General features: G+C 42.2%; 25 protein-coding genes. 7 read left to right on the top strand and 18 right to left on the bottom strand.

Going from position 1 to position 24968, the window contains the following annotated elements; genetic code table 11:
* Positions 1–23: 23 nt before the first annotated feature.
* Positions 24–1544 carry a DUF3360 family protein gene (locus H0262_RS09990; RefSeq protein ID WP_149493089.1) on the bottom strand — a complete coding sequence of 507 codons (1521 nt, stop codon included), beginning with the start codon at positions 1542–1544 and terminating at the stop codon, positions 24–26.
* Between the two features lie 452 nt (positions 1545–1996).
* On the opposite strand from H0262_RS09990, the gene H0262_RS09985 reads away from it, so the two are divergent.
* Complete coding sequence (locus H0262_RS09985; RefSeq protein WP_149409727.1) at positions 1997–2554, top strand: DUF4442 domain-containing protein; 558 nt, start codon at positions 1997–1999, stop codon at positions 2552–2554.
* Positions 2555–2765: 211 nt separating this feature from the next.
* Here H0262_RS09985 and rplS read toward each other — a convergent pair whose 3' ends face one another.
* From rplS to rpsP, 4 genes are all read right to left on the bottom strand, one after another.
* Positions 2766–3194 (bottom strand): 50S ribosomal protein L19, encoded by a 429-nt coding sequence (gene rplS / locus H0262_RS09980; protein WP_011514626.1) that lies wholly within the window; start codon positions 3192–3194, stop codon positions 2766–2768.
* Between the two features lie 181 nt (positions 3195–3375).
* The gene (gene trmD, locus H0262_RS09975) at positions 3376–4140 is read right to left on the bottom strand and encodes a tRNA (guanosine(37)-N1)-methyltransferase TrmD (protein WP_011514627.1); all 765 of its coding nucleotides are present in this window, start codon (positions 4138–4140) and stop codon (positions 3376–3378) included.
* An 87-nt stretch (positions 4141–4227) separates the two neighbouring features.
* Positions 4228–4761, bottom strand: coding sequence for a ribosome maturation factor RimM (gene rimM, locus H0262_RS09970; protein WP_133104946.1), 534 nt, complete (start codon positions 4759–4761; stop codon positions 4228–4230).
* A gap of 179 nt (positions 4762–4940) precedes the next feature.
* Positions 4941–5210: a 30S ribosomal protein S16 gene (rpsP, locus tag H0262_RS09965; protein WP_011281274.1), complete on the bottom strand. Its 270-nt coding sequence runs from the start codon at positions 5208–5210 to the stop codon at positions 4941–4943.
* A gap of 296 nt (positions 5211–5506) precedes the next feature.
* On the opposite strand from rpsP, the gene H0262_RS09960 reads away from it, so the two are divergent.
* A complete protein-coding gene (locus H0262_RS09960) occupies positions 5507–6976 on the top strand; it encodes an ATP-binding protein (RefSeq protein ID WP_181210645.1) in 1470 nt (489 codons plus the stop codon).
* Between the two features lie 178 nt (positions 6977–7154).
* On the opposite strand, the gene H0262_RS09955 is transcribed toward H0262_RS09960, so the two are convergent.
* The 13 genes from H0262_RS09955 to H0262_RS09895 form a co-directional block, all read right to left on the bottom strand.
* Complete coding sequence (locus H0262_RS09955) at positions 7155–7331, bottom strand: hypothetical protein (protein WP_181210644.1); 177 nt, start codon at positions 7329–7331, stop codon at positions 7155–7157.
* Positions 7332–7509: 178 nt separating this feature from the next.
* A complete protein-coding gene (locus H0262_RS09950; protein ID WP_020444431.1) occupies positions 7510–9195 on the bottom strand; it encodes an ATP-binding protein in 1686 nt (561 codons plus the stop codon).
* 252 nt (positions 9196–9447) lie between these two features.
* Positions 9448–10164 (bottom strand): response regulator, encoded by a 717-nt coding sequence (locus H0262_RS09945; protein WP_011514631.1) that lies wholly within the window; start codon positions 10162–10164, stop codon positions 9448–9450.
* A 530-nt stretch (positions 10165–10694) separates the two neighbouring features.
* Complete coding sequence (locus H0262_RS09940) at positions 10695–11111, bottom strand: F0F1 ATP synthase subunit epsilon (RefSeq protein WP_149493092.1); 417 nt, start codon at positions 11109–11111, stop codon at positions 10695–10697.
* A 104-nt stretch (positions 11112–11215) separates the two neighbouring features.
* On the bottom strand, positions 11216–12649 hold the full coding sequence (gene atpD, locus H0262_RS09935; protein WP_011514633.1) for a F0F1 ATP synthase subunit beta: 1434 nt from the start codon (positions 12647–12649) through the stop codon (positions 11216–11218).
* Between the two features lie 50 nt (positions 12650–12699).
* Positions 12700–13581 (bottom strand): F0F1 ATP synthase subunit gamma, encoded by an 882-nt coding sequence (atpG, locus tag H0262_RS09930; protein WP_011514634.1) that lies wholly within the window; start codon positions 13579–13581, stop codon positions 12700–12702.
* A gap of 261 nt (positions 13582–13842) precedes the next feature.
* Positions 13843–15387: a F0F1 ATP synthase subunit alpha gene (atpA, locus tag H0262_RS09925; protein ID WP_011514635.1), complete on the bottom strand. Its 1545-nt coding sequence runs from the start codon at positions 15385–15387 to the stop codon at positions 13843–13845.
* A gap of 91 nt (positions 15388–15478) precedes the next feature.
* Positions 15479–16102 (bottom strand): F0F1 ATP synthase subunit delta, encoded by a 624-nt coding sequence (locus H0262_RS09920; protein WP_020444434.1) that lies wholly within the window; start codon positions 16100–16102, stop codon positions 15479–15481.
* 13 nt (positions 16103–16115) lie between these two features.
* Entirely contained in the window at positions 16116–16586 is a 471-nt protein-coding gene (locus H0262_RS09915; RefSeq protein WP_011514637.1) for a F0F1 ATP synthase subunit B, read from the bottom strand.
* Positions 16587–16703: 117 nt separating this feature from the next.
* The gene (gene atpE, locus H0262_RS09910; RefSeq protein WP_010197960.1) at positions 16704–16952 is read right to left on the bottom strand and encodes a F0F1 ATP synthase subunit C; all 249 of its coding nucleotides are present in this window, start codon (positions 16950–16952) and stop codon (positions 16704–16706) included.
* Between the two features lie 33 nt (positions 16953–16985).
* Positions 16986–17852 carry a F0F1 ATP synthase subunit A gene (atpB, locus tag H0262_RS09905; protein ID WP_181210643.1) on the bottom strand — a complete coding sequence of 289 codons (867 nt, stop codon included), beginning with the start codon at positions 17850–17852 and terminating at the stop codon, positions 16986–16988.
* A 681-nt stretch (positions 17853–18533) separates the two neighbouring features.
* On the bottom strand, positions 18534–18932 hold the full coding sequence (locus tag H0262_RS09900; RefSeq protein WP_011514639.1) for an ATP synthase subunit I: 399 nt from the start codon (positions 18930–18932) through the stop codon (positions 18534–18536).
* A gap of 294 nt (positions 18933–19226) precedes the next feature.
* On the bottom strand, positions 19227–20156 hold the full coding sequence (locus tag H0262_RS09895) for a metal ABC transporter solute-binding protein, Zn/Mn family (RefSeq protein ID WP_181210642.1): 930 nt from the start codon (positions 20154–20156) through the stop codon (positions 19227–19229).
* A gap of 287 nt (positions 20157–20443) precedes the next feature.
* On the opposite strand from H0262_RS09895, the gene H0262_RS09890 reads away from it, so the two are divergent.
* From H0262_RS09890 to dksA, 5 genes are all read left to right on the top strand, one after another.
* Positions 20444–20965 (top strand): Fur family transcriptional regulator, encoded by a 522-nt coding sequence (locus tag H0262_RS09890; RefSeq protein WP_020444437.1) that lies wholly within the window; start codon positions 20444–20446, stop codon positions 20963–20965.
* A 57-nt stretch (positions 20966–21022) separates the two neighbouring features.
* Positions 21023–21754, top strand: a complete 732-nt coding sequence (locus H0262_RS09885; RefSeq protein ID WP_259275453.1) for a metal ABC transporter ATP-binding protein — start codon at positions 21023–21025, stop codon at positions 21752–21754.
* 75 nt (positions 21755–21829) lie between these two features.
* Entirely contained in the window at positions 21830–22663 is an 834-nt protein-coding gene (locus H0262_RS09880; RefSeq protein WP_020444438.1) for a metal ABC transporter permease, read from the top strand.
* 309 nt (positions 22664–22972) lie between these two features.
* Positions 22973–23812 (top strand): metallophosphoesterase, encoded by an 840-nt coding sequence (locus H0262_RS09875; protein WP_133104953.1) that lies wholly within the window; start codon positions 22973–22975, stop codon positions 23810–23812.
* Positions 23813–24335: 523 nt separating this feature from the next.
* Complete coding sequence (gene dksA, locus H0262_RS09870; RefSeq protein ID WP_011514645.1) at positions 24336–24776, top strand: RNA polymerase-binding protein DksA; 441 nt, start codon at positions 24336–24338, stop codon at positions 24774–24776.
* Positions 24777–24968: the final 192 nt, after the last annotated feature.

The following is a 24968-nucleotide window of genomic DNA, read 5'->3' as shown; positions in this document are numbered from 1 at the left end:
AGAAAAACAACCCTACAGTGCGACTAGTGACGGAAATTTGGTAATAGTGCTGGGATACCTGGCAACATACCGACGATAGCCATAACCCCGGTCAGTATCACAAAGGTGATCACAGGAATAATCCAGCGGCTCATTTTGGTTAGACTGGCACTACGCTCTTTAGAGCCAATTAATCCTAAATTATCAAGCACCAAAGTAATAGACCAACCGAAGGCGGGATTCACCAACGCAGATGCAAAGACGACAATGGCGGCAGACTGAGTAGTTTTACCCTCACGCGTCATCTCCATCCCAGCCTCAAGTAGCGGTATAAAGACGCCAACGATGAGTGCCACACACATCACTGGCTCCCAGATTGCCAAGTCCATAGGGTAACCCCAAACACCTGCGATAAGGCAAAATAGTCCTGTCAAAATCGCACCAGCTGGAATCGGACGCTTGGCAATTGCTGCAGGTACGATATACGTACCCCATGACGACGCAAAGTTCGCGCCACCGAGCACAGAACCTACGACCTGACGAAACGATGCACTGGTCATCGTATCATCAATATCCATCAGTACACGTTCAGTACGTTTGGGATAGCTGATTTTCTGAAAGACCTGATGACCTAAAAAATCTGGCGACCACATCGCCACTGCTAACACCGCAAAAGGTAATACCACGATAAAGCTCTCAACCGTCGGTAATCCTAACATCCAACCAGTATTTTCGCCCCACCAATACATAGGGCTCATATGCGGTAGACCGGGTGCGGTTTTAAAGGCAAAAGGCGCGCCCATAGCGAACGCCACGCCACCACCTAACAAACAGCTCAGCGGCACAGCCAGCCAGCGCTTTTGAAAATTTTCTAACACAGCATACAAGATAATCGTCAGCAAAATTACCACAAAAGCAATATGCGCCATGCCAATGCCCTCTGCCCATGCAAACAAGTTTTTAACTTGTGATATCGTACCAATAAAGCCCAAGTAGAGCAGCAAACCACCGCACACGCCTTTACTGGTCAAATTTGCTAGTAAGCTGCCCCCTTTACTGATTGCCAATAATAACCCAAAGGCACCGATGAGCAGACCAAAGGCCATCGGGTGACCACCAGCTGCGACCACAATAGGAATAAGCGGAATTAAAGGCCCATGAGTACCCGCAAGGTTGGCGGTCGGTAGTAGAAAACCTGAGAATAAAATGACAAAAAACGAAACAATCAATAATTCATAACGGACGTTTTCTAAGATAAAAGCATCACCCAAACCGAGTGGCCCTGCAAAAGTCGCCGCAATAGCACCCACCATCACAACTTTACCAATGGTCGCAGCCATTGCTGGAATGGTATCTTCGTACTCAAAACGATAATCACGGAACGGTAGGTTGGCGCGCCAGCGTTTCGGCTGCATGATTTGCAGTTCATGATTGAGATAGGCATCACGATTTTTAAAACTTGAATAGGGCTTATGTAATTCTACATAACTACTTTGAACATCATTATCAGAAGGGGTTGGCTGCTGCGGATTGGCATCTAAAGGGGGAAGCTGCGTGTTACTCATCACATTTCCTTGTGTCGACCGACGTTTTAGTGACTGCTTATTCACTTACTACTCTTACGATAAGTGTTCAGCCACTGAAGAAAAAATGCAGTCATTGTATGTCATGAGACTTTAGAACGCGAATGTATAACGATTCGAATAAACTATAAATATAGCGGCCATTAATAACATAAAGTTTCCTTTTAAAATAAATACAAACTTATTAACTACTTAGTTGCTAATAAAATAGTAGATTGTAGTCATTATGATGATGGTTCCTATAATTAATAATGCGTTATGGTACATAAACCATCGACAATCACGCATAGTCAAAAACAAAGCGCTAAGATGTGAATGAAGTTACGCTTTAGCTCTAGCGCCTTTATAAGTTTTTCACTATGATAAATACCTTTTTACCCATAACGATTGAATAATAGCAGTCTAAAAATCAAGAAGTACCCTAGGATAAGTTTATGAGTTTACTACCCAAAAATCTTGAGACGCTAAAACGTAATGCTAAAAAAAATATTATGCCATTGCTCACGCCTTATCTGCTCAAGCTACGTATCAACACTTATGCACCTTATATCGGTGCCGGCATCAAGATTGAGCACATAAACCTTGACCAAGGTTTATGTGTGGTCAATATGGGACTAAATAGTCTAAATAAGAACATTGTAGGGACACAGTTTGGCGGCAGCTTATATTCAATGGTTGATCCATTTTATATGCTCATGCTCATGCATCAACTGGGTAGCAGTTACGTCGTTTGGGATAAAAGCTCACATATTGAATTTATCGCGCCGGGTAATAGCAAAGTCACTGCTCGCATGAAAATCCCTAGCAGTGAGATTAAAGCTATTCAAGAGCTGGCAAAAGAGGGTGAACCCGTCTTTCGTGAATACCAAGTAGATATCGTGGACGATCAGCAAAAGACCATCGCTATCGTCACCAAGACGCTATACATACGCTTGCGTAAGTACAGCAAATCTAAAGACCAAAACAGCCGTATTGAAAATCTCGATGATTAAAGGCAACGTTTAAAGCCTTAATTTAATTCTGTGATTTAAAGTGCCAGAAACAAAAACCCCAATCTGGCATTCGCACAGATTGGGGTTTTGTCTTTTTTGGTATGACCCGCTTATTTATATGATAAACCTATGAATAAGGGTTTGTATCTACTATCGCCTTACTTTAATCGACTGTAAATCATACAGCTAACTAAAGATGGCAAACTTTTGCTTAAATACCAGGTGCAGTTTCAACTGCATCAGGAACGCGAGCATCAGTTTTTGCCTTAACAACTTTAGGCGCACGCGGAGCAAGCTTCTCGCGGATACGTGCTGATTTACCAGAGCGTTCACGTAAGTAGTATAGTTTCGCACGGCGAACAGCGCCACGGCGTTTCACTTCGATGCTATCGATAATTGGTGAATGCAATTGGAATGCACGCTCAACACCAACGCCACTTGAGATTTTACGTACGGTAAACGCTGAGTTTAAACCGCGGTTACGCTTAGCAATTACAACGCCTTCAAAAGCCTGTAAACGCTCACGCTCACCTTCACGTACTTTTACTTGAACCACAACGGTATCGCCGGGTGCAAAGCTTGGGCGCTCAATCAATTGAGCATTTTCGATGACCTGAACCAATGGATGCTTGTTGCTCATGAGAGTTATCTCCTCACATTAGATAATAGAGGCTTGACGCATATCACCTGTTTGTAATAATTAATTATATCTCTTTTTAATAAGACACAACGTAAGTAGGTTATGACAAACGGCCATTATGCTATGACTCGTTTTGTTATTGCTCAAAATTTTATTACTTAACTGTTTATCTTTTTAACCGCTATTTTTTATCAGCTTTTGCTAATGCCTTTAGCCACTTTGCTTGCTCTACCGTTGGCGTAAACGCCTGCCATAAGTCTGGACGACGCGCTTGCGTACGTTCGACTTGCTGACTAAAGCGCCACTTCGCGATATTGGCATGGTGACCTGAAAGTAACACTTCAGGCACTGCCATACCCGCAAACTCATGCGGCTTAGTATAATGTGGACAATCAAGCAAGCCATCGACGAACGAGTCTTGCTCAGCTGACTTATCATCACCCATAATATCAGGCAAACGACGTATCACACTATCCATTAGCACCATTGCCGGTAGCTCACCACCAGTAAGCACGTAATCACCAAGCGATATTTCCATATCGACATACTGCGACAGTAAGCGCTCGTCAATGCCTTCGTAACGACCGCATAATATAATCATGCCGTCATACTCGGTCATATCGACCACACTACTCTCACTCAGCGTCTGTCCTTGTGGCGACATATAAATCACCGGACAGTGCGCTTTGTCGACACGGCAGCCATGCTGACTTGCTCGTAGGCGCGCATCCTCAATCGCTTGGGATAATGGCTCAGCCATCATCACCATGCCAGGACCGCCACCATACGGACGTTCATCAATACGGCGATAGTTATCACTGGTAAAATCACGCGGGTTAATGCATTCTATCGTTACTTGCTTCTGAGTAACTGCCCGACCTGTGATTCCAAACTCACGAATCGTGGCAAACATTTCAGGAAAAATACTAATAACGGCAAAATACATCAGATGTCTACTTGCGCAGTGGCTAATATTGGCTAAATAAATCGGTGTTATTACTGATAAAGCTTAACCGCAAAGTTAAGATTATTATCAATAATCACTCGGCCATGCAACCAGCACTGTCTTTTCAGTCAGATCGACTTTCACTACAGTTTGCTTGTGCCATGGAATCAGGCGCTCATCGGCATCTAAGCTGTCTGTCGTTGCCGCAACCCGCATGATAGCGTGAGCGCCAGTTTCAAACATCTCAGTAATATCGCCTAGATATTCATCCTGCTCGTTCATTACGCGCAGGCTGACCAAATCCGACCAATAGTATTCATCTTCAGCAGGTTCTGGCAAGATGTCTTGCTCGACCCAAAGAGTTACCCCATTCATGGTCTCAGCAACATTGCGATCAGGAATCTGCTCAAACTGAGCCACAATTCCTGTGCCTTGCTCACGCCAAGCCTTTACTGTCAAAGGTTTCATACCGGTAGCGGTTTTCATCCACCAAGGCTTGATGTCAAATATCGCCGTACGATCGTCTGTTTCACTAAATACCCAAAGCCAACCTTTGATGCCATAAGGCTTTTTGAGCTGACCAATTTTCATAAGGGCACTAGCGTTTGGAGCAGACGACATAACGGCTAACCTAACAATGATAAAAACAGCGATGATAAATAAAAAGCCATTAAAAACGATAAACGTCGTTAAAAGCGATAAACAGTTAATGGCGTACCCTGGTTAGACCAGTTACGCTAGGTATTCTTAAGCCAACTGATGGATGCATAAATGCACTATCAGTCTATTGCAGCCAAAACTTAAGCAGTAGCTTCAGTTTGAGCAGCAGACTTATTATAAGCTTTTGCTAATGAAGCAACGCGATCAGAAGGTTGTGCACCTTTTGCGACCCACGCATTATACGCTTCCATGTTCAAGCGCACTGCTTCTTCAGAATCTTTAGCGAGTGGGTTAAAAAAGCCGATGTTTTCAATATAGCGACCGTCACGCGCGCGGCGTTGATCAGCAACAACTACTTGATAAAATGGGCGTTTCTTGGCACCGCCCCGTGCTAAACGAATAACAACCATGTGAATTCTCTCTTTCGCAGGTATACCAAAAAGGGCATAATTATACCACAGTCTTATTTTATTGAAAACATAAACTGTGCTTATTTAATTATTTATTAACAATAGCTTAAATCGTTCTGACTGTAAATAAGATTCATCATTCACGCTGCTAATATGATGGATACTCCTCTATCATATGCCTTTATCTTAAGCGGATGATATTGCCAGCGTTGTCGATGAAAGCTGGCAGCGTTATTAATGGGTTATGCTATCCTAACAATAGCATCTGTCACTGCCTCATTATAATTTGGATTCCTATGACCACGCCAAACCCACCATTGCCTCATAAAAGCTGGTTACCCCGCTCTTACTCTAATAGTCTGCTAACCACTCTAATGGTGGCTTTTATTGTTCTCATTAGCGTCGGGGTATCAATTTTGTTTTTTTGGCGCAGTCTATATTTACCCGAGCTCAAAAGCCATGCGCGCTATTTGACCAGCGAGCTTCGGCTGATGAACAGCGCCAATCGAGATTGGCGGGACAATCCTGAAGTCCGTCAGTGGATTTACCAGCACTCACATGTAGTAGTGGTGGATAATCCAAGTGACTTTCCAGAGGTTGCGGACAAAGCTTTTGTCAGTGTTTTTACGAATGTATTACAGCGAGAAATCAGTGCACAATTGGGGCGACCAGTTGAAGTATATTTTAAATTTAAACCAACCCCTCAGCTTTGGGTACAAGACAGTCGTGATAGCAGTTTTTGGATACGCGAACCTGTGGTCTATTACTCGCAGTACAGCCCTAGTTTATTGATCTTGTTTTTGTTTGGGCTACCCATTTTGACACTGTTGACGATTATTTTATTAGCCCGTCAATTAAATCGTCCTCTACGTTATCTTCAACGTGCTGCTACCAACTATATTCAGTTGGGTCATGCAACAACGCTACCGACCCGTCATGGTCCTACCGAGATTCGCCAAGTAAATATGGCTTTTAACCGTCTGTTTACTACTCTCAACCAAGCGCAAAAAGAGCGCACGATAATGTTAGCCGGCATCTCACACGATTTGCGTACCCCGCTGACTCGTATGCGCTTAACTGCTGAAATGCTGCCCGATGATTTTTTTCGTGAAGGATTGATTTACGATATCGAAGATATGGATGCTATTTTAGAGCAATTTATCTCATTTATGAAAGATGGCTCCGATGAGCCTGTACGCCTTACCAATTTAGATACCATATTTAATGAGATTATGGTGCAATTTGCGCCACTAGAGTTTATTTATCAGTCAGAATGCAGCAAGCTTGTGCCCGTACGTCCTATGTCGATTAAGCGCCTGATTATCAATCTGGTGAATAATGCCAAGCGTTATGGTGAGCCGCCTATTTATCTGTCTGCTGTTGTCATGCCAACCTTTGTAGAAAAAGAGGTGATAGAATACAGCGATGTCGTGACCGAAAATACAGTCAATAAAGAAGCAAAAGAGCAGTTGATTATATGTGTGCGAGACTGCGGCGATGGGGTGGCAGAAGACCAACTCGAGCGTGTCATGCAGCCGTTTGAGCGTGGCGAATCAGCGCGTACCACTCAGGGTAGTGGACTCGGCTTGGCGATTGTTGACCGTATCGCGCGCTTGCATCATGGAACAGTTGAGGCTATTAATCATCCAGATGGTGGTCTACAAGTCTGTATTCGCATCCCTCTCATCTCAGAAGTTGCCGGAGAGCAACCTTTGGATGTCGATCCCGCTACAAAGTCATTTATTGAGAAAGTTGATACTAAATAAAATAGATACGTGATTTTATGGGGCGAGACTGGGACGAATTTTTCTCGCTTAATCATTTTTATATTGAACTGATCATAATAGTGTCAATCAATAATATTAAAAAAGCAACGACTGGCTATCGTTGCTTTTTTAGTACTATTTTTTTTAGATATAAAAACTTCAACGGTTATAAAACTTATTACTTGTTGCCAATAGCAGGCGGAATATACTCAGCACTGTTAGTGAACGCTAAAGGCTGGGTAATCTCATCCTGCGCTACCTTTAGCGTCTGAGTAGTACTCGGCTGCTGTAAGAATAAATAATATCCTAGTGTCACAGCATTTAATACCACCAAACCCCCAAATAAATACGGCATCCGTTGCCCTCCTCCATTAAAGACTGAATAACTGATCATAAATAACTTGTTAGCGTCATTTATGATCAGTTAAAAATAACATAGCTACAAGTAAAATAGTATTTCGATAAGCGTTTTGATACCTTTATAAAAGTCATCTTAACAGCACTGTTTTATTTCAAAAGTATATTGATGATGCTTATGCATCAAACTCACGCTCACTCTTATCTTGGGTTAATTCATCGGCTGCTAGAATTTGTGTCAGTGGCTTGATAGGCCATGTCATCACAAACCGCGCGCCACCAAGATCTCGGCTCTCATCAACCTTCATACGACCATTAAACCAAAAAGCAATGCGTGATACGATAGACAAGCCCAAACCGTAGCCACCTGAGGCACGCGTCCGACTATCGTCTAAGCGGGAGAATGGAATAAAGACCTTTTCGCGATCTGCTTCTGGAATACCGTGACCATCATCTTCAACGCTGACAAAGGCATTGCCCTTTTTGACCCCAGCACTAATGATAATCGTAGTCTCCGCATAACGCAGAGCATTACCAGCCAAATTCTGAATCACGCGATGTAAGTAGCGTCTATCTGCTATCGCCTCTACTTTAGCATTTGGCAGTTTGGTGACAATTTTAATCGGTTTACCCAAGGCATTGGTTTCACGCTCAATCTGCTCAAGCAGCTCTCGAAGATTGACTGGTTCCAAATCTAGTTTGGGCGAGCCTTCTTCAAGTTTCGCATAGGTGAGAATTTCATCAATCAAGCCATTAAGCGCTTCGATATCTTCATCAATAAAGTCACGCTGCATAAAACGCGAGTCTTCATCATCAGTATCTGCCAGCATATCAACAGCAAAGCGAATACGGGCAACGGGCGTACGTAGCTCATGTGACACCGCTCGCGTCAGCTCTCGCTGCGACTCAATCAAACGCTTAATATGAGAAGTCATGGCATTAAAGGTCGCAGCTAAACGGGCAATTTCATCTTGACCAATCACCTGTACTTGACTTTCAAGATTACCTTTACTGACCTCATTCACCCCGACCTGTATCAGTTGTAACTTGCGCTCAAGCGGGAAAATCAGTGCATACACACCCAAACTAATTAAAAACATACTGATCAAAATCATACTGACGATCAAGTTTAGTGGAAACCAATTAAATAAAGGTACTGGACCGATCAAAATTGCCATATCACTAATTTCAGACGGCACAATGACTTTGATAGACGAGTTACTTTTACTGGTATTGGTATCTTGCAATAAGATAACCACCTCATCACGGCGCAAGCGTGCCATCTGATCAGGATCCAAATTGAGCGCCGCTACTGCTTTAAATGCTAAAGGAAATGAAAACTTTTCTTCTAACTGTGCCAAACGTGCACGTTTATCAGACAAAGTAATATAATAGGACAAATCATCTAGCAAAAATACGGCGATAGCTCTGACTTGCTGCTCAGTCACTTGTGAGATACGCGCAGTCAAAACACCTTGATTGTCTGGTAGGCGATAATAGACATCGGCAGTGGTCAGTTGGCTGATATAGCGTACGACCGTGTTTTCTTTCTCAAAACGGCGCAGCTCGCTGGCATTAAAATCAACTTCATCGATAGACACGATCTTAAATTCTGAGCCAAACAAACTACTGGCATCAGACAACCAATAATCACGTTGCGCCTCGTTTTCTTGGTGAGCCAAACCCTCACTCACGATATGAAACGCCCCTGTCGCCATATTTTCACGATAAGATTGGACACGCTCTTTATTGATAGTATCCATCAATAGCTGGGCAAATAGTGCCACACACAAGCAGACTATCAATAGCCCTGCATAAATACGAACAAAAATACTGTGTTTAAGAGAAGAGACTAATGACATACGTGCCGTGACCAACCTGATGAATAAGCGTTATTAATAGATATAATATCTATTATAACCACTATAGGATAATATTTGCTGTGATATATATTTATATGATAATTAAACTGGTACATAAAATTATCGCTTAATTAAACCACATAACGCAGCAATTAAGGTTAAAAACTTAATATTTAAACCCTAAAAAACCAGCTTTACGCTGGTTTCTTATTGCATAACGGAACAATCAAGACTTATAGCAAAAGTCGGCGATTAGTTGCCTTCTTTTACGAACAGATAGCCTTTACTACGTACGGTTTTAATACGTTTTGGGTTTTCTGGATCATCACCGATTTTTGGACGGATACGTGAGATACGGACGTCAATAGAGCGATCTTGACCATCATACTCAATACCACGTAGACGCTCAAAGATATCTTCACGTGACAAGATACGTCCAGCATTAGAAGCAAGCAACCATAGTAGATCGTATTCTGCACTGGTGAAATCTACTAACTCATCACCTAGATTCACTGAACGACCACCATTATCGATAACCAATTCACCAAACTCTAGACGCTGTGGCACATCTTCTGACGGGGCGTTTTCTGAACGGCGTAATAATGCACGAATACGCGCTAATAAAACACGTGGTTGAGCAGGCTTAGCAACATAATCGTCGGCGCCCATCTCAAGACCCAATACTTGATCCATATCTTCTGTGCGTGCAGTCAGCATCAAGATAGGGTTTTGGTAATGTGGACGTACTTCACGGCAGACTGTCAAGCCATCGCTACCTGGAAGCATGACATCAAGTACAACCAAATCTGGCTGCTCACTGACAATACGACGAATGGCGCGATTACCATCCGTTTCAATCGCCACTTCTAGACCGTTTTTGACCAAATAATCTTGGGTCAACATGGCCAGACGCTCATCGTCCTCAACAATCAAAATTCGGGGGGTGTTGTCATCATCATTCGTTGTCATTGTTATATCCTCTAATACATCTCATTTAAAAGTAGTCAAAATAAGAGCAGTAAAATGAATAGCACTACAAAATAGTGCAACTGCTGTTTATATAGCTGTTACAAACTTGGCAGCACAGTATACTATTAATCCTGCAGCTTCCTATACTATAGCTTATAGTCGTTAACAAAACCTATAAACTACGACCATTAAAACTTTATTTTACGTGCAAAAATCATACCGTTTATCGTATTCAAAAAGCGTCAAATAACTTTATTTACTCATAACCGTTCCGCTATGTCTAAAGCTTTCGATCATAAGCCTGATCATTAAGTAAAGCGCATAAAACAGCTCAACTCTATAAGTTAGCAAACTATTTTTCAACCCTTAATATAACCATATATTGCCATTGTTGCTAGTAGCTTTTTGGCTAAAAGCTAAAAACCATCACTATCCAATAAAACCAACAACCATAAAAAAACAGCCCATAAAGGACTGTTTTTTTATTATTGCTTACAAGAGTAAATATTTACTCTTACAAACAAAAAATATTAAGCACGGTTTTTGTACTTACGGATGGTCTGTAGCTGTGCAACAGATTCCGCCAATGACGCCAAGGCAGCATTAGTTTGTACGGTATCCGACTGGTTGACCAGCATTTGCTCCGCTTTCTTACGTGCTTCAACGATTTTACTTTCGTCAAGGTTATGTGCACGCATGGCAGTATCAGCAAGTACGGTGACCATTTTTGGCTGTACTTCTAGTACGCCACCTGAGACGTAAATCACTTCTTCTTCGCCATTTGGCGTTTGTACGCGCATTGCACCTGGCTTTAGCAAAGTAATAAGCGGAGTGTGACCTGGCAATATACCAATCTCGCCTTCGGTACCACTAGCTATTAACATGCTAATTTCGCCTGAATACAACTCTTCACGAGCACTTACGACGCGACATTGTAACGTTGCCATACTTAATTCCTTACTATCAAAGCGCGATCAAAAACGCAACACGTTACTAAAGAGTAGATATAAAGTTTATATTACACCTACTTTTTAGCGAATACTAATACCACTTACGCAGCAGAAGACTTCATTTTTTCAGCTTTAGCAACGACTTCGTCGATACCGCCAGCCATATAGAAGGCTTGCTCTGGTAAGCTGTCATATTCACCTGCGATGATTGCTTTGAAGCTAGCAATGGTATCGCGTAATGGTACATATTTACCAGGTGCGCCAGTGAAGACTTCAGCGACATGGAATGGCTGTGATAAGAAGCGCTGAATTTTACGAGCACGATAAACAACCAGTTTATCTTCTTCTGATAACTCATCCATACCCAAAATCGCGATGATGTCTTTTAATTCTTTATAGCGCTGTAGAACTTCCTGAACACCACGAGCAACGTTGTAATGCTCTTCACCGATAACCAATGGATCAAGCTGACGTGACGTTGAATCTAGTGGATCAACCGCAGGGTAGATACCTTGTGAGGCGATATCACGGCTTAGTACTACTGTCGCATCTAAGTGAGCAAAAGTAGTAGCAGGTGATGGATCGGTCAAGTCATCCGCAGGTACATATACCGCTTGTACAGAAGTAATAGAGCCTGATTGCGTAGAAGTAATACGCTCTTGCAGCATACCCATCTCTTCAGCAAGTGTCGGCTGATAACCAACCGCTGATGGCATACGACCTAGCAGTGCTGATACTTCAGTACCGGCTAGTGTATAACGGTAGATGTTATCAACAAACAACAATACGTCACGACCTTTGCCAGTAGCAGGATCTTTCGTATCACGGAAGTATTCAGCCATGGTCAAACCAGACAGTGCAACACGTAGACGGTTACCCGGTGGCTCATTCATCTGACCGTATACCATTGCTACTTTAGATTTGCTAAAGTCTTCGGTGTTTACAACGCCAGCTTCTTGCATTTCGTGATAGAAATCGTTACCTTCACGCGTACGCTCACCAACACCCGCAAATACTGACAAACCTTCATGCTTAAGCGCGATGTTATTGATTAATTCCATCATGTTGACGGTTTTACCAACACCAGCACCACCAAACAGACCAACTTTACCACCTTTAGCAAATGGGCAAAGTAAATCGATTACTTTAATACCAGTCTCTAACAGCTCAGTACTGTTTGATTGTTCTGCATAGCTTGGCGCTTCACGGTGAATTGACCAACGCTCATCTGCTTGTACTGGGCCTTCTTCATCGATAGGACGACCAAGAACATCCATGATGCGACCTAGCGTACCGATACCAACTGGCACAGAAATTGGGCCACCAGTATTGGTAACTGGAAGGTTACGCTTGAGTCCTTCAGTAGAACCCATAGCAATCGTACGTACGATGCCATCACCCAGCTGTTGCTGTACTTCTAAAGTAGTTTCGGTGCCATCAACTAGCAAAGCATCAAAAATCTTAGGTACTTCATTACGGTTGAACTCAACGTCAAGAACCGCGCCAATAATCTGTACAATACGACCGCTACTCATTGCGTTCTCCTGGAAATTCTGTATATATTGGGTTTTATAAAGGGTTTCAATTATGAAACAGCAGCAGCACCGCCAACGATTTCCGATATTTCTCGGGTAATCGCCGCTTGACGCAGCTTGTTATAAACCAACTGTAAATCGTTAATTAGGTCGCCAGCATTATCTGTCGCCGCTTTCATCGCAACCATACGTGAGGACTGCTCAGAGGCAATGTTTTCCATTACCGCTTGATAGACGATAGACTCAATGTAACGTCCAAGCAATTCATCAATCAATGTTTTGATATCAGGCTCGTAGATATAATCCCAGCTAAGTTCAGTCTGAATGCCGCTCTCTTCTTCACCAAACGCACTCTCTGGTAAAGGCACCAACTGATTGACCGTTGGCTTTTGGGTCATTGCATTGACAAACTTATTATAAACCACATAAATGCGGTCTATTTTACCGTTAGTATAATCGTCAAGCATCGCTTGAACTGGTGCATTTATCTGCTCAAAAGTAGGTTTATCACCATAATCAGTTACGGCTGAGGTGACTTTACCACCAAAGCTTTTAAAGAAGCTGACACCTTTAGCGCCAATGACAGCAAATTCAGCTTGCACAGACTGCTCTTGGTATTTCTGGATATTCTTAGATAAGGCTTTGAATAAGTTAATATTCAAACCACCCGCTAGACCACGGTCAGATGTGATGACAATATAGCCAACTCTATTGACTGGACGGCTTACCATATACGGATGTTTATAATCGGATGAGGCATGCACCAAATGCGAAATAACCCGGCGCATACTATCAGCATACGGGCGACCCACTTCCATGCGCTCTTGGGCACGGCGCATTTTACTGGCGGCTACCATTTGCATAGCGCGAGTAATTTTCTGGGTGCTTTGAATACTGGTGACTTTGGCACGTATTTCTTTTAAGTTTGCCATAATGATTCCAATATAAGAGGGTTAAAAAAGCATTGGCGCATGCAACAATATTTCAATATAAAACGGTATTCTCATTAACAATGTACCATTTAGCATTGCATCATTGTTTAAATGTTTTAATATCTTGTGGCATGACGCAACCATATACCATGAGTTGTGACTAAAGTGGCGCTGCTGTCTTAATAAAAAGCTTATCAGACAACGCGCCACTCCATAAGCTCTAACACTAAAGCCACAACAAAACTGGCTTAACCCGTTAAATTAATAACTGTGATTTTGTTTAAAAGTCTCTAAAGAAGACTTTAAACGACCTGCGATATCATCGTTATAATTCGCAGTGTCATCAATCTCTTTCATTAAGTCAGCTTGCTCATCATGCATATAGCGTAAGTAAGCTTCTTCAAAAGAACCGATTTTTTCAACTGGTACGTCTGCTAAGAAACCTTCGTTTGACGCATAGATAACAGCGGCTTGCTCAGAGATTGACATTGGCTGATACTGCTTTTGCTTCATCAATTCAGTCACACGCTCACCGTGGTCAAGCTGTTCACGAGTTACATCATCAAGATCTGATGCAAACTGAGCAAATGCTGCAAGTTCACGATACTGAGCCAGTGCGGTACGGATACCACCCGATAGCTTTTTAATAATCTTAGTCTGAGCCGCACCACCAACACGTGATACCGAAATACCAGCGTTCACAGCCGGACGGATACCTGAGTTGAATAGGCTTGACTCTAAGAAAATCTGACCATCAGTGATTGAAATCACGTTAGTCGGTACAAATGCAGATACGTCACCTGCTTGGGTTTCAATGATAGGTAGCGCAGTTAAAGAACCCGTTTTACCAACCACTTCACCATTGGTGAACTTTTCTACGTACGCAGCGTTTACGCGTGATGCACGCTCAAGTAAACGTGAGTGTAAGTAGAATACGTCACCAGGATACGCTTCACGACCTGGCGGACGACGTAATAGTAGTGAGATTTGACGATACGCTACTGCTTGTTTTGATAAATCATCAAATACAATCAGTGCATCTTCGCCGCGGTCACGGAAGTATTCACCCATCGTACAACCTGAGTACGGTGCGATATATTGTAGTGCTGCTGGCTCTGATGCTGACGCTACTACAACAGTAGTATATTCAAGGGCGCCAGTTTGCTCAAGCTTACGTACGACGTTGGCAATGGTAGAACGTTTCTGACCGATTGCAACATATACACACTTAATACCAGATGATTTCTGTGCAATGATCGCATCGATAGCCATCGCGGTTTTACCCGTCTGACGATCACCAATGATAAGCTCACGCTGACCACGACCGATTGGAATCATAGTATCAACAGACTTATAACCTGTCATTACTGGCTGATCAACTGACTGACGATCGATAACGCCTGGGGCGATCTTCTCAACTTTATCAGTCATTTTGGCATTAATAGGACCTTTGCCATCAATAGGGTTACCTAAAGCATCAACAACACGGCCTAGCAACTCAGGACCTACCGGAACTTCAAGGATACGACCAGTACAATAGGCTTTTTGACCTTCTTGTAGTTTTAGGAAGTCACCCAGTACTACTGCGCCAACAGAATCACGCTCTAAGTTGAGCGCCATTCCGTAGACTTCACCTTCAAACTCAATCATTTCGCCGTACATGGCATCTTCAAGACCATGAATCTGCACGATACCGTCAGATACTTTGACAATCGTGCCTTCATTCTTTGCAGTTGCACCCGCATCAAGGTCTTGAATGCGCTGCTTAATCAGGTTACTGATTTCCGCTGGATTCAATTGTTGCATTGCCTTGTTTCCTTTAATTTATGATAACCCGCCACTGACGTAAATGCTCTTATATCACGCATGCTTAATTAAGCTACGTTAATGATTGGCATTAGGCCGTTAGCTGTGTTTTTAACTGTTGTAACTTGCCGCGCATCGAATCATCGATGACTTTGTCACCGACTTTGATCGTAACGCCTGCCAAAAGACTGGCATCCACCGATTCATGAATCACTACGCTAGCATTTAGCGAAGCAGCAAGACGTGCTTGTAGCATATCACGCTGATCATCGGTTAATGGATAAGCAGAGGTCACATAAGCGTCAAGCTGCTTTAAGCTTACTGCCTTGTGACGGCGATAATGCTCATAAACTTCAGGAAGCAGCGCCAGACGCTCTTGTTCTGATAACTGTTTAACGAAGTTACTAAATGCTACTGATACTTTTGGATAGCTGGCGTTGCTGTCAGGGCGAACCCCTTTATTTGCATCTAACAACTGCTTAAAAGCAGAATCATTAGCGCTAGCTACTTGCGTATCATAAAGATCGACCAAAGCAGCTGACTTATGCTCAGCAGAAACAGCTGGATTGTCTAGCCAAGTACTGAACGACTTGTCATTGACAACGGTGGCGGCAACAAATAAGAAGTCTTCCCACTCATTTACTGCCCCGTTTTCATTGGCATAGTCAAACGCGGCTTTAGCGTACGGTCGTGCTAAGGTTGATAAGTCAGCCATTATATCCTCACAATTACAGCTTCGCCGCCAGTTGGTCTAACATGCTGGCATGTTTTTGCACATCGACTTTGTCTTGCAAAATCTTTTCTGCACCAAGTACCGCCAATTCAGCAACTTGGGCACGTAATGATTCACGTGCTTGATTGATTTCTTGGTCGATAGAGGCTTGCGCTTGTTGACGAATGCGCTCGCCTTCCACTTGGGCTTGCGATTTTGCATCTTCAACAAGTTGATTGGCGCTTTTATTTGCTTGCTCGATCAGAGCAGCAGCTTTAGTCTTTGCAAGATCAAGCTCCTGCTGTACATCTCGCTCCGCGGTCGCCAAATCTGCTTTTGCTTTTTCTGCGGCATTTAAGCCTTCAGCAATTTTACGCTGACGGTCATTAATTGCGCCGATAAGTGGTGGCCACACGAATTTCATGCAGAACATCACAAAGATTGCAAAAGCAATGGCTTGACCGATGAGGGTAGAATTGATATTCACGTGATCACCTCTTTGTTAATGAAAAATCAGTTTCATTGATCATATTTGATAGCCAAACTTTGGCTATGGTTAAGATACAAAATTTGACTACCAAACATTTACAACTGAGCTTTCTGATTAACCTGCTAGAGGGTTAGCGAACAACAATAGCATAGCAATACCAACACCGATCATCGGAATAGCATCAAGAAGACCTGCTACGATGAACATACGAGTTTGCAACTGTGAACCAAGTTCTGGCTGACGTGCAACGCCTTCTAGGAATTTACCACCTAGAATAGCAAAACCAATACCTGTACCTAGTGCACCTAAACCGATAAGTAGTGCTACTGCGATAACTGTGTAACCACCTAATACTGGATCCATGGATGTATCCTCATTTACCTATTGAATGTCTAATTAATGTTCAGTTGATGATGCAAGTGACATATAAACTATCGTCAGCATCATAAATACGAACGCTTGAAGTGTAATAATTAAGATGTGGAAAATAGCCCACGGTACTGATAACGCCCATTGAATCCAAAACGGCATTAAGGCAATCAGTATGAAAATCAACTCACCAGCATACATGTTACCGAATAGTCGTAAACCTAAAGAGATAGGTTTCGCTATCAAAGTAACAAACTCTAAGATAAAGTTGATGGGTATTAAAATAATTTGTACGATAGGGTTTTTGGCACTAAACGGATGCAGTGTTAGCTCGCCAACAAAGCCGCCCAAACCTTTTTCTTTGATACTATAAAATAGAATCAGTATAAAGACAGAAAAAGACATGCCAAGCGTGATATTAGGATCCGTGGTTGGAACAATCTTAAAGTACACATGATGTGGATCATGTCCCATCATTGCGCCGATTTGACCAGCAATCATAGGGATAAAGTCGACGGGTAGTAAATCCATCAAGTTCATTAAGAATATCCATACAAAGATAGTCAACGCCAAGGGCGCAATCAACTTTGAGGTACCACTATACGAATCACGAACGTTGTTATCAACGAACTCAACGATCATCTCAACTGCAGCCTGAGTTTTACCCGGCACGCCTGAAGTGACTTTTCTAGCGACCATCCAAAAGATGGCGCAGAAAACAATGCCTAGACCAATTGACCAAAGCATAGAATCAAGGTGGATAGCTTTAAAGCCCATTGCACTAGCTTCTTCAGCATTATAGGCAACTTTCCAACCTTCGCCCGGCAGATAGCCGTACGTCCAGTTCGTTAAGTGGTGAGAGATATATTCTGTTGTTGTTTGCTCGCCTGCCATAATGTCAGCTTCTTATTAATCAACGATTTAATCAACTACCAAAAATATGGTTGTCATCTGATGAGATTTTAGTATGTTTATCTGCCTTACAACAAAGCAAGCAAATGACTCATGCTAACACGCTCATGTAACCAATAACATCCAACCCATAGTTCTATGACTCATGCTGATTTGATAGCGTAAGATAAATTTTAGCTATCAAAAAAGGGCTTATGATAGTTCAGTAATAGCCCTTTACATGTGTACGCAAAATTCTTATGTATATGTTTACTTATTATCACTGTGTTTTGACAGTTGACGCTTAATACAGCGCTGTTAAGTAAAATATTTAGCTGCATATATTAATGCAGGGTTGTATTCGTGTAAAGTCAATTGTGACTTTTTTATCCGCTGTATGAATAAGTTAGCTGCTAGTGACGTTTAATACCGTTGCTTCGCATCTATAATTAAATTGTAAGAATTTAATTATAGATAGTAGTAGACGCTCATTTCGCGCTCCCCTACCCGCACATTACTGCACGCTACCTTATATCAAACGCTCATATCACGATAGTTGGTACTGTCCTAAGACAATTATTATGCTTCGACTTTCTAAAATCAGTCATAGAGAAGCTGGACGGCAGGGTGACTTGCTAAGCGCAATGAATACTGTAACTATGTATATAGTTATCATTTATTACACTAGCGTATATGCCACAACATCCAACTGTGACTAATTTGCATTACCATAAAACCGATAAACAGCGCAGGCGCTGATAGGGGTTGTACGGTAATAAAAATTAGTGCGAAACCAAACACAGTCAATAGCCATTTGGCCATCTGACCCCGATAAAGCTGGCTAACAATATGTAAGCGCGCGCGATAACCGGTATACCAAAAGATAAAAAAGGCAAAGACCGCTTGCGTGGCAAAACTTAGCAAGGCACCAATAGCGGTGCTTTTTGCAACGGTTAGCGCACTGTGCAGCCACATCGTATCTACAAGCCAAGCAATAATAATAAGGATAAACAGTATCCATGCTTGACGTTTGATATAAATACCAATCTTATCTTTCTGTGTGCGTTTGGCAGGCTTGGTCATGGTATTTCTATAGCCTTAAACATTTGGATTATATCGCTATCTAATATCATCGCGACACTATTATCCGTAAATGGCTCACTCTACAGATGTTACCTTTTAACCAAAATTAAACGCCACTTATTATAGGGAGCGAGCCCCTTTTAAGCAAGTAAAATATACCTTTTATCAGTCACCTAGCTCAATCATCAAGAATTCAGATACTTAAGCGTAGATAACTAGTCTTTGACCGGCACTATATCACAGTCTTTAGGGATTCTTAATTAACAGTTTCAATCACTTATTCTAATAAGTCCATTATGATATACATTGGCGAATTTGCTGTGCCATCGTTTGCCACCCACTGACAAAGTCCTTACTATTACTCATATCTTCTGCCTGAACGGTTTCTTGAACGGGCTGTAACTTGGCAAGTAAACCTTTGGCAGGCGCACTTGGACTGACCAGACACATTTTCTTAGCGGGGCGCTGCTCGTTAAGCCAGCGTAATTGACTGGCTTTTGGTGCTAAATGATCGTCAGTACTTAAGCTGCCAATGAGCTGTAGGTTGATGCTGTTTTCCATATATTGATAAGCATCATGATAAGCCCAATACGGCAAAGGTTTTTGTTTAGCACTACTGTTTGCCACTGCTGCATCCATACGTTGGGCAAATTTTTGTGCATTGGCATGATAAAGTTTTTTATATTGCGGATTGGCATGACTATGTATGACGGCAAGCGCACGGGTAATGGCTTTGGCGTTGTTAGGATCCAACCAAATATGTGGATCAAGCGTGCCAGCGATAGGCTTGCCTTTGATATCACGCAAAGGATGGCGATTAAAAGCATCAAACTTAAATAAAGCGATAGAGTTAGGCGCGTCGTTTAAATTTGCTGCCAAGTTATTTTCTAGTGACTCACCAAACCAAACCACAAAGGTACTGTCTTTAATTGCCTTAATATCACCCGGGCTGATACTGCCATGATGCCCAACCTCCCCTGCTTGTAGCAATTGCTTGGCAGGGGGTGCGCCTTCAGTAACTGCTTGGCTTAACAAAAATAATGCATAATTACTCACACTCACCGTTGCCGCTTGAGCTGGTAACGCCAAAAACCCTAACATCAACAAGCTAGCTATTAAGAAGTACTGCTGTGTTAATTGCTGCACCTTATGCAAAAGTTTCTTTTCTTGAACGTTTAAGCTGTTATCTACAATCGGCGTGGCTTTATGAGCATTGGCAATCATGCGTTATTGATCCTATTAAGTCATTGAACTGCGATATCTTTAATATATTAAGTTTCCAATCATTATGTTATACTATAACATAATGAAATCCCACTTTTATTTTGCATTTCAGCTATCCTGTTTTTGCTAACCGCAGTCCAACCTACAAAAGCGATGTTGATTAAAAGTAATAGTAAGGTTTGGCAAATCTACGTATTGATATAGCCATTTACCGTTATACTGTGCGGAATTTAATTAAAACCGAATGCTTTCTGCATTTATTGAAAATGCTTTTGGGAGTTTGTGCTATGCCGACCACTTCATCGAACTGTGAGCATGCTCATGACGTGCAAGATTTTACGCCACAGGATGTGACCGAGCGTTTAGAAGCAGCAAAAGAGCAGTCTCGTATGCGAGGTGTGCGTTTTACCCCCTTACGGCAGCAGATATATACGCTGGTATTGCAAGCCAATAAACCAGTGGGCGCTTATGATTTAATCACTCAGTTACAGCAAATGCGACTCTTAGATAATGATAGTGAGCTTGAGGGCAAGAAAAATGTCGCACCGCCAACTGTATATCGCAGTTTAGAGTTTTTATTGAGCGAAGGCTTGATTCATCAGCTGACCTCTATCAATGCTTATGTACCTTGCTGTCATCCACGCGCTCATCATACGGCAGCCTTTTTAATTTGTGAGCAGTGTCAACGCGTACAAGAGTGTAGCAGCTTACCTGTGCAAGAGATGATGAGCTTTGCTGAAGAAGATATCGGCTTTACCGTTGCTCGTAGTGTGATTGAGCTGAGCGGTCGTTGCCAAGCCTGTCAGTAAAAATTTAGATTACTGTTATATTTAAACCTATTCCCTATCCATATGCGCGGTCATCTGATGAATAATACAAGTAAGCTGCTGAACTTAAGCAATGTCAGCTACTATATTGGTCAACAACGTTTACTGTCTAATATTAATATTGACATTGCAGTCAATGAGACGGTAAGCGTTATTGGTCCCAATGGTGCGGGCAAGTCGACGCTGGTTAAGCTTGTTTTGGGACTGATTGTACCAACATCTGGACAGGTCACGCCTTCTGAACCTTTACAGATAGGCTATGTGCCGCAAAGATTTTCTGTGCCACCAATACTGCCATTACGTGTCAGCGACCTTTTATCGCAAGCCCGTAAAAAACGCCTTACGGCAGAGCAGCGGCAGTTTATATTTGATAAATTATCATTGACCCATTTGCTCTCGCGGCAGATGCTGCACCTCTCTGGAGGTGAAACTCAACGGGTATTATTGGCACGGGCGTTATTAGATAAGCCCAACTTATTGATTTTAGATGAGCCGATGCAAGGTCTTGATCCTGAAACGGAGGTTTGGTTGTATCAATTTATTGATGAACTACCGGAATTTTTACGCTGTGCTATGTTAGTAGTCTCGCATGATTTGCACTGGGTCATGAAAGGCAGTCGAAGAGTGATTTGCTTGAATAAGCATATTTGCTGTGAAGGTCAACCGAGCGAGCTTGCCATCAGCAGTGAGTTTCAAAAGCTATTCGGTCATCATTACGAGCAACCGTATGTCCATCAGCCGCATGCCTGCGAGCATCACGCACCAAGCTAGATATAATAAAAATCAAATGACTTAAATCAAAAACGACCTGATTACCTTTTTTATAAAAATTTACGGATATGTACTATGAGTGCTTGGTTAGCCATTATTGCGCCTGCTTGGATTGCCGGTAGTATTTTAGCATTGCTTTCAGCACCTTTAGGATGCTTGGTGTTGTGGCGACGTATGGCTTTTTTCGCTGATGCATTAGCACATGGGACATTACTAGGTGTGGCACTGGCGGTATGGTGGCAGATGCCAATGGGTATCGGTATTGCGTTGGTAAGCGTGATGGTGGTATTGGGACTGGTATTTATGGATGATGAGCGCTTACCAGCCGATGCTGTACTAGCAGTGGTTGCCGTATCCTTACTGTGTCTGGGATTATTAACTTTAACCCAACTAACCGATCAGCAAGCAAACGTCTTAGGGTTCTTGTTTGGTAACTTGCTTGAGCTTGATTGGGCAGATTTGCCCTTAATTGCTGGCAGCGTACTAGTCGGATTAGCATTACTCATTTATATATGGCCTGCCCAAATTAAATTGGCAACCCATGAAGCTTTGGCACGTATACAAGGCATTAACCCTACTCGCCAACGTCTGTTTTTTATGGGCGTATTAGCAGGGTTCTGTGCCATCGCTTTGCAAGCTGTTGGCAGCTTATTGATCAGCGGCTTATTGGTATTGCCAGCTCTTACTGCCCGCCTGTGGTCAGCATCACCAAAACAGATGGTGATTATCGCCTTATTTACAGCACAACTTGGTGTGACACTCGGTGTATGGGGTAGTATTTGGCTTGATATCCAAACTGGACTCTCTATCGTCTTGGTCTTAGCCAGTTTATTCTTTACCGCTTTAATCATCTCAAAACTGACCACATCAAAATCCATATTGGCAAAGTTTTGGTCGCCACGCCGTTAGAAGGTAGGCTATTTGCCATAACACACTATAGCCATTAGTAATGCTCTCAAATATCTCTTTCCCTTGCACAACTTTATTTCATTAAAATTGATAAAGCTTTCATACGTTTAATGTTGTAAAATTTCACTAGTGCTATCAATATGATAGTTAATAGCGCTTTACGCAAGAGGGAACACCCTTCTTATCAGCAGTCTAAAATGCGCTCTATAAAAACGACATTAAGAAATCAGATGAGCTGCCATAGTGCATTTAATTATCTGAATATCCTAAAAGTGTTCATTGTTAGTCTTCGATAAGGGACAAAATTTAATGCCAAGCTATCCTGTGAGTGCCGTCAGCACGCCAGACGGACAGGTGAATGTATTGCAAATCACTGATTTGCATCTATCATCACATGTGCCGGCTTCTGCTGATGAAACCAGTAGTGAAGTCGCTGTTTGCCAATATAGTTTTGAGGCAATTATCAAGCAAGCATTGAGCAAAGAGATACGGTGTGATTTAATTATTGTAACAGGCGATTTGGTCAATAAAGTAGAGCCTGCTATATATGACCATATTTTTACAGTATTGAAGGAGACGGGCATTCCCTTTGCCTGTATTGCTGGCAATCATGACGTGACTGATGAAATGGATGAGGATTTACCTTTTTACCAACGGACGCTGATTGCGAGGGCTTCTGACCCACGTCTGCTTAGCCGTCATTTGATTGAATCTGAGCATTGGCAGCTGCTTTTACTAGACTCGTCGATCACTGGCAAAGTAGAAGGCGAGATTACGGCGACCGACATTGATTGGGTACGTGAGCAGCTAGCATCTTGTGCTAAGCCCGCGCTCATCGCGCTCCATCATCATGTATTGCCCGTAGATTCCGAATGGATTGATAGCCATATGGCAGAGAATGCAAAGGAGTTCTGGCAGCATATAACCCCTTTTGAAAATCTTAGCGTTATTATCAATGGGCATACCCATCAAGAGCAAACACGCCATCATCAAGGTGTTACTGTATATAGTACTCCTTCTACCTGCTATCAATTTAAGCCGTTTGAAGACAATTTTGCCTACGATAAAAATATGCGCCCAGGGTATCGTTGGTTGCAATTAGCCAACAATGGAAAGGTTGCAAGCTGGGTTGAAAGACTAGATACTTGACGACCAGTTTTATTGACTAGAATTGATTACTTGTCTGGCTATAATGGTGCTTTGAGGCTGTCGGCTATATTGCTCGCTGATTTTGCTTGATTCATTATAGAATGGCTGGCACAGTATAGGTTGATATCAATATAACTAATCGCATTTTTGTCTTGAGAGCTATATTTTGAAGACAGCATTACAAACGATAAATAGTGATAAAAATCACAACAGTTTAATATATCATTAGGCAATATTATAATAGCTAGGATGGCTACATCGACCACAATTTAAGTGTTCACAGTCAGTGACTTATTATTTTATTTAGGCATAACCATTTAAATAAAAATATTTATGACAATATACTTGACTATTGATACGTCATTATCAGCATATTGAGACAAACATTTTAATCAGATCAGCTGTGTTACTAAGTGGTAAAACGTTTTATAAAGGGAAAATTTATAGCGTTTGGTAAATTGATAACGTCTGGTCTTTTGACAGCACGTTTTATTGAATTAATTTGAAAAAGTAGGATACCCATATGAGCACCCTGACCACGAATCCAAGTGATGTTAAGTTTACGCCTTATGCACCTGCCAAAGACGAAGAGTATATGTCTGATGAGCAGTTGGCACATTTTAAGGCAATGTTATTAGACTGGAAGCATCAGCTTATCGGTGAAGCGGATCGCACTAAGACTTATATTCAAGATGAGTCGAGCGCCATGCCAGACATCAATGATCGCGCCACTCAAGAAGAAGAGTTTGCGCTGACTTTGCGTACGCGTGACCGCGAACGTAAGCTTATTCGCAAAATCGACAAGTCTATCTCAGAAATAGAAAATGATGATTATGGTTTTTGTGAAACCTGTGGCGTAGAGATTGGTTTGCGTCGTCTTGAAGCACGTCCAACAGCAACTCAGTGTATTGATTGCAAAACATTGTCTGAGATTAAAGAACGCCAAAACCAAGGTCATACCTAAAAGCGCTTAGGTTTGCTAAATACAAGATATAGTGAACTGAAGCGGTTTTGATTCAGCATGACAATAACGACGAGCGACCATTGATTGGTCGCTCGTTGCGTTTTATAAATAGGCTTTACGCAGGTTGACGAGTCACCAACAAAATAAGCGTATTTGTTAAATATCTTTTTATAGTGGGATTGTTTATTCTAT

It is taken from the genome of Psychrobacter sp. D2 (genome assembly GCF_013608135.1).
In the GTDB taxonomy this organism is placed as follows: Bacteria; Pseudomonadota; Gammaproteobacteria; order Pseudomonadales; family Moraxellaceae; genus Psychrobacter; species Psychrobacter cryohalolentis.
The sequence above is the reverse complement of the archived record's forward strand: the minus strand, read 5'-3'. Positions and strand labels throughout refer to the sequence as shown.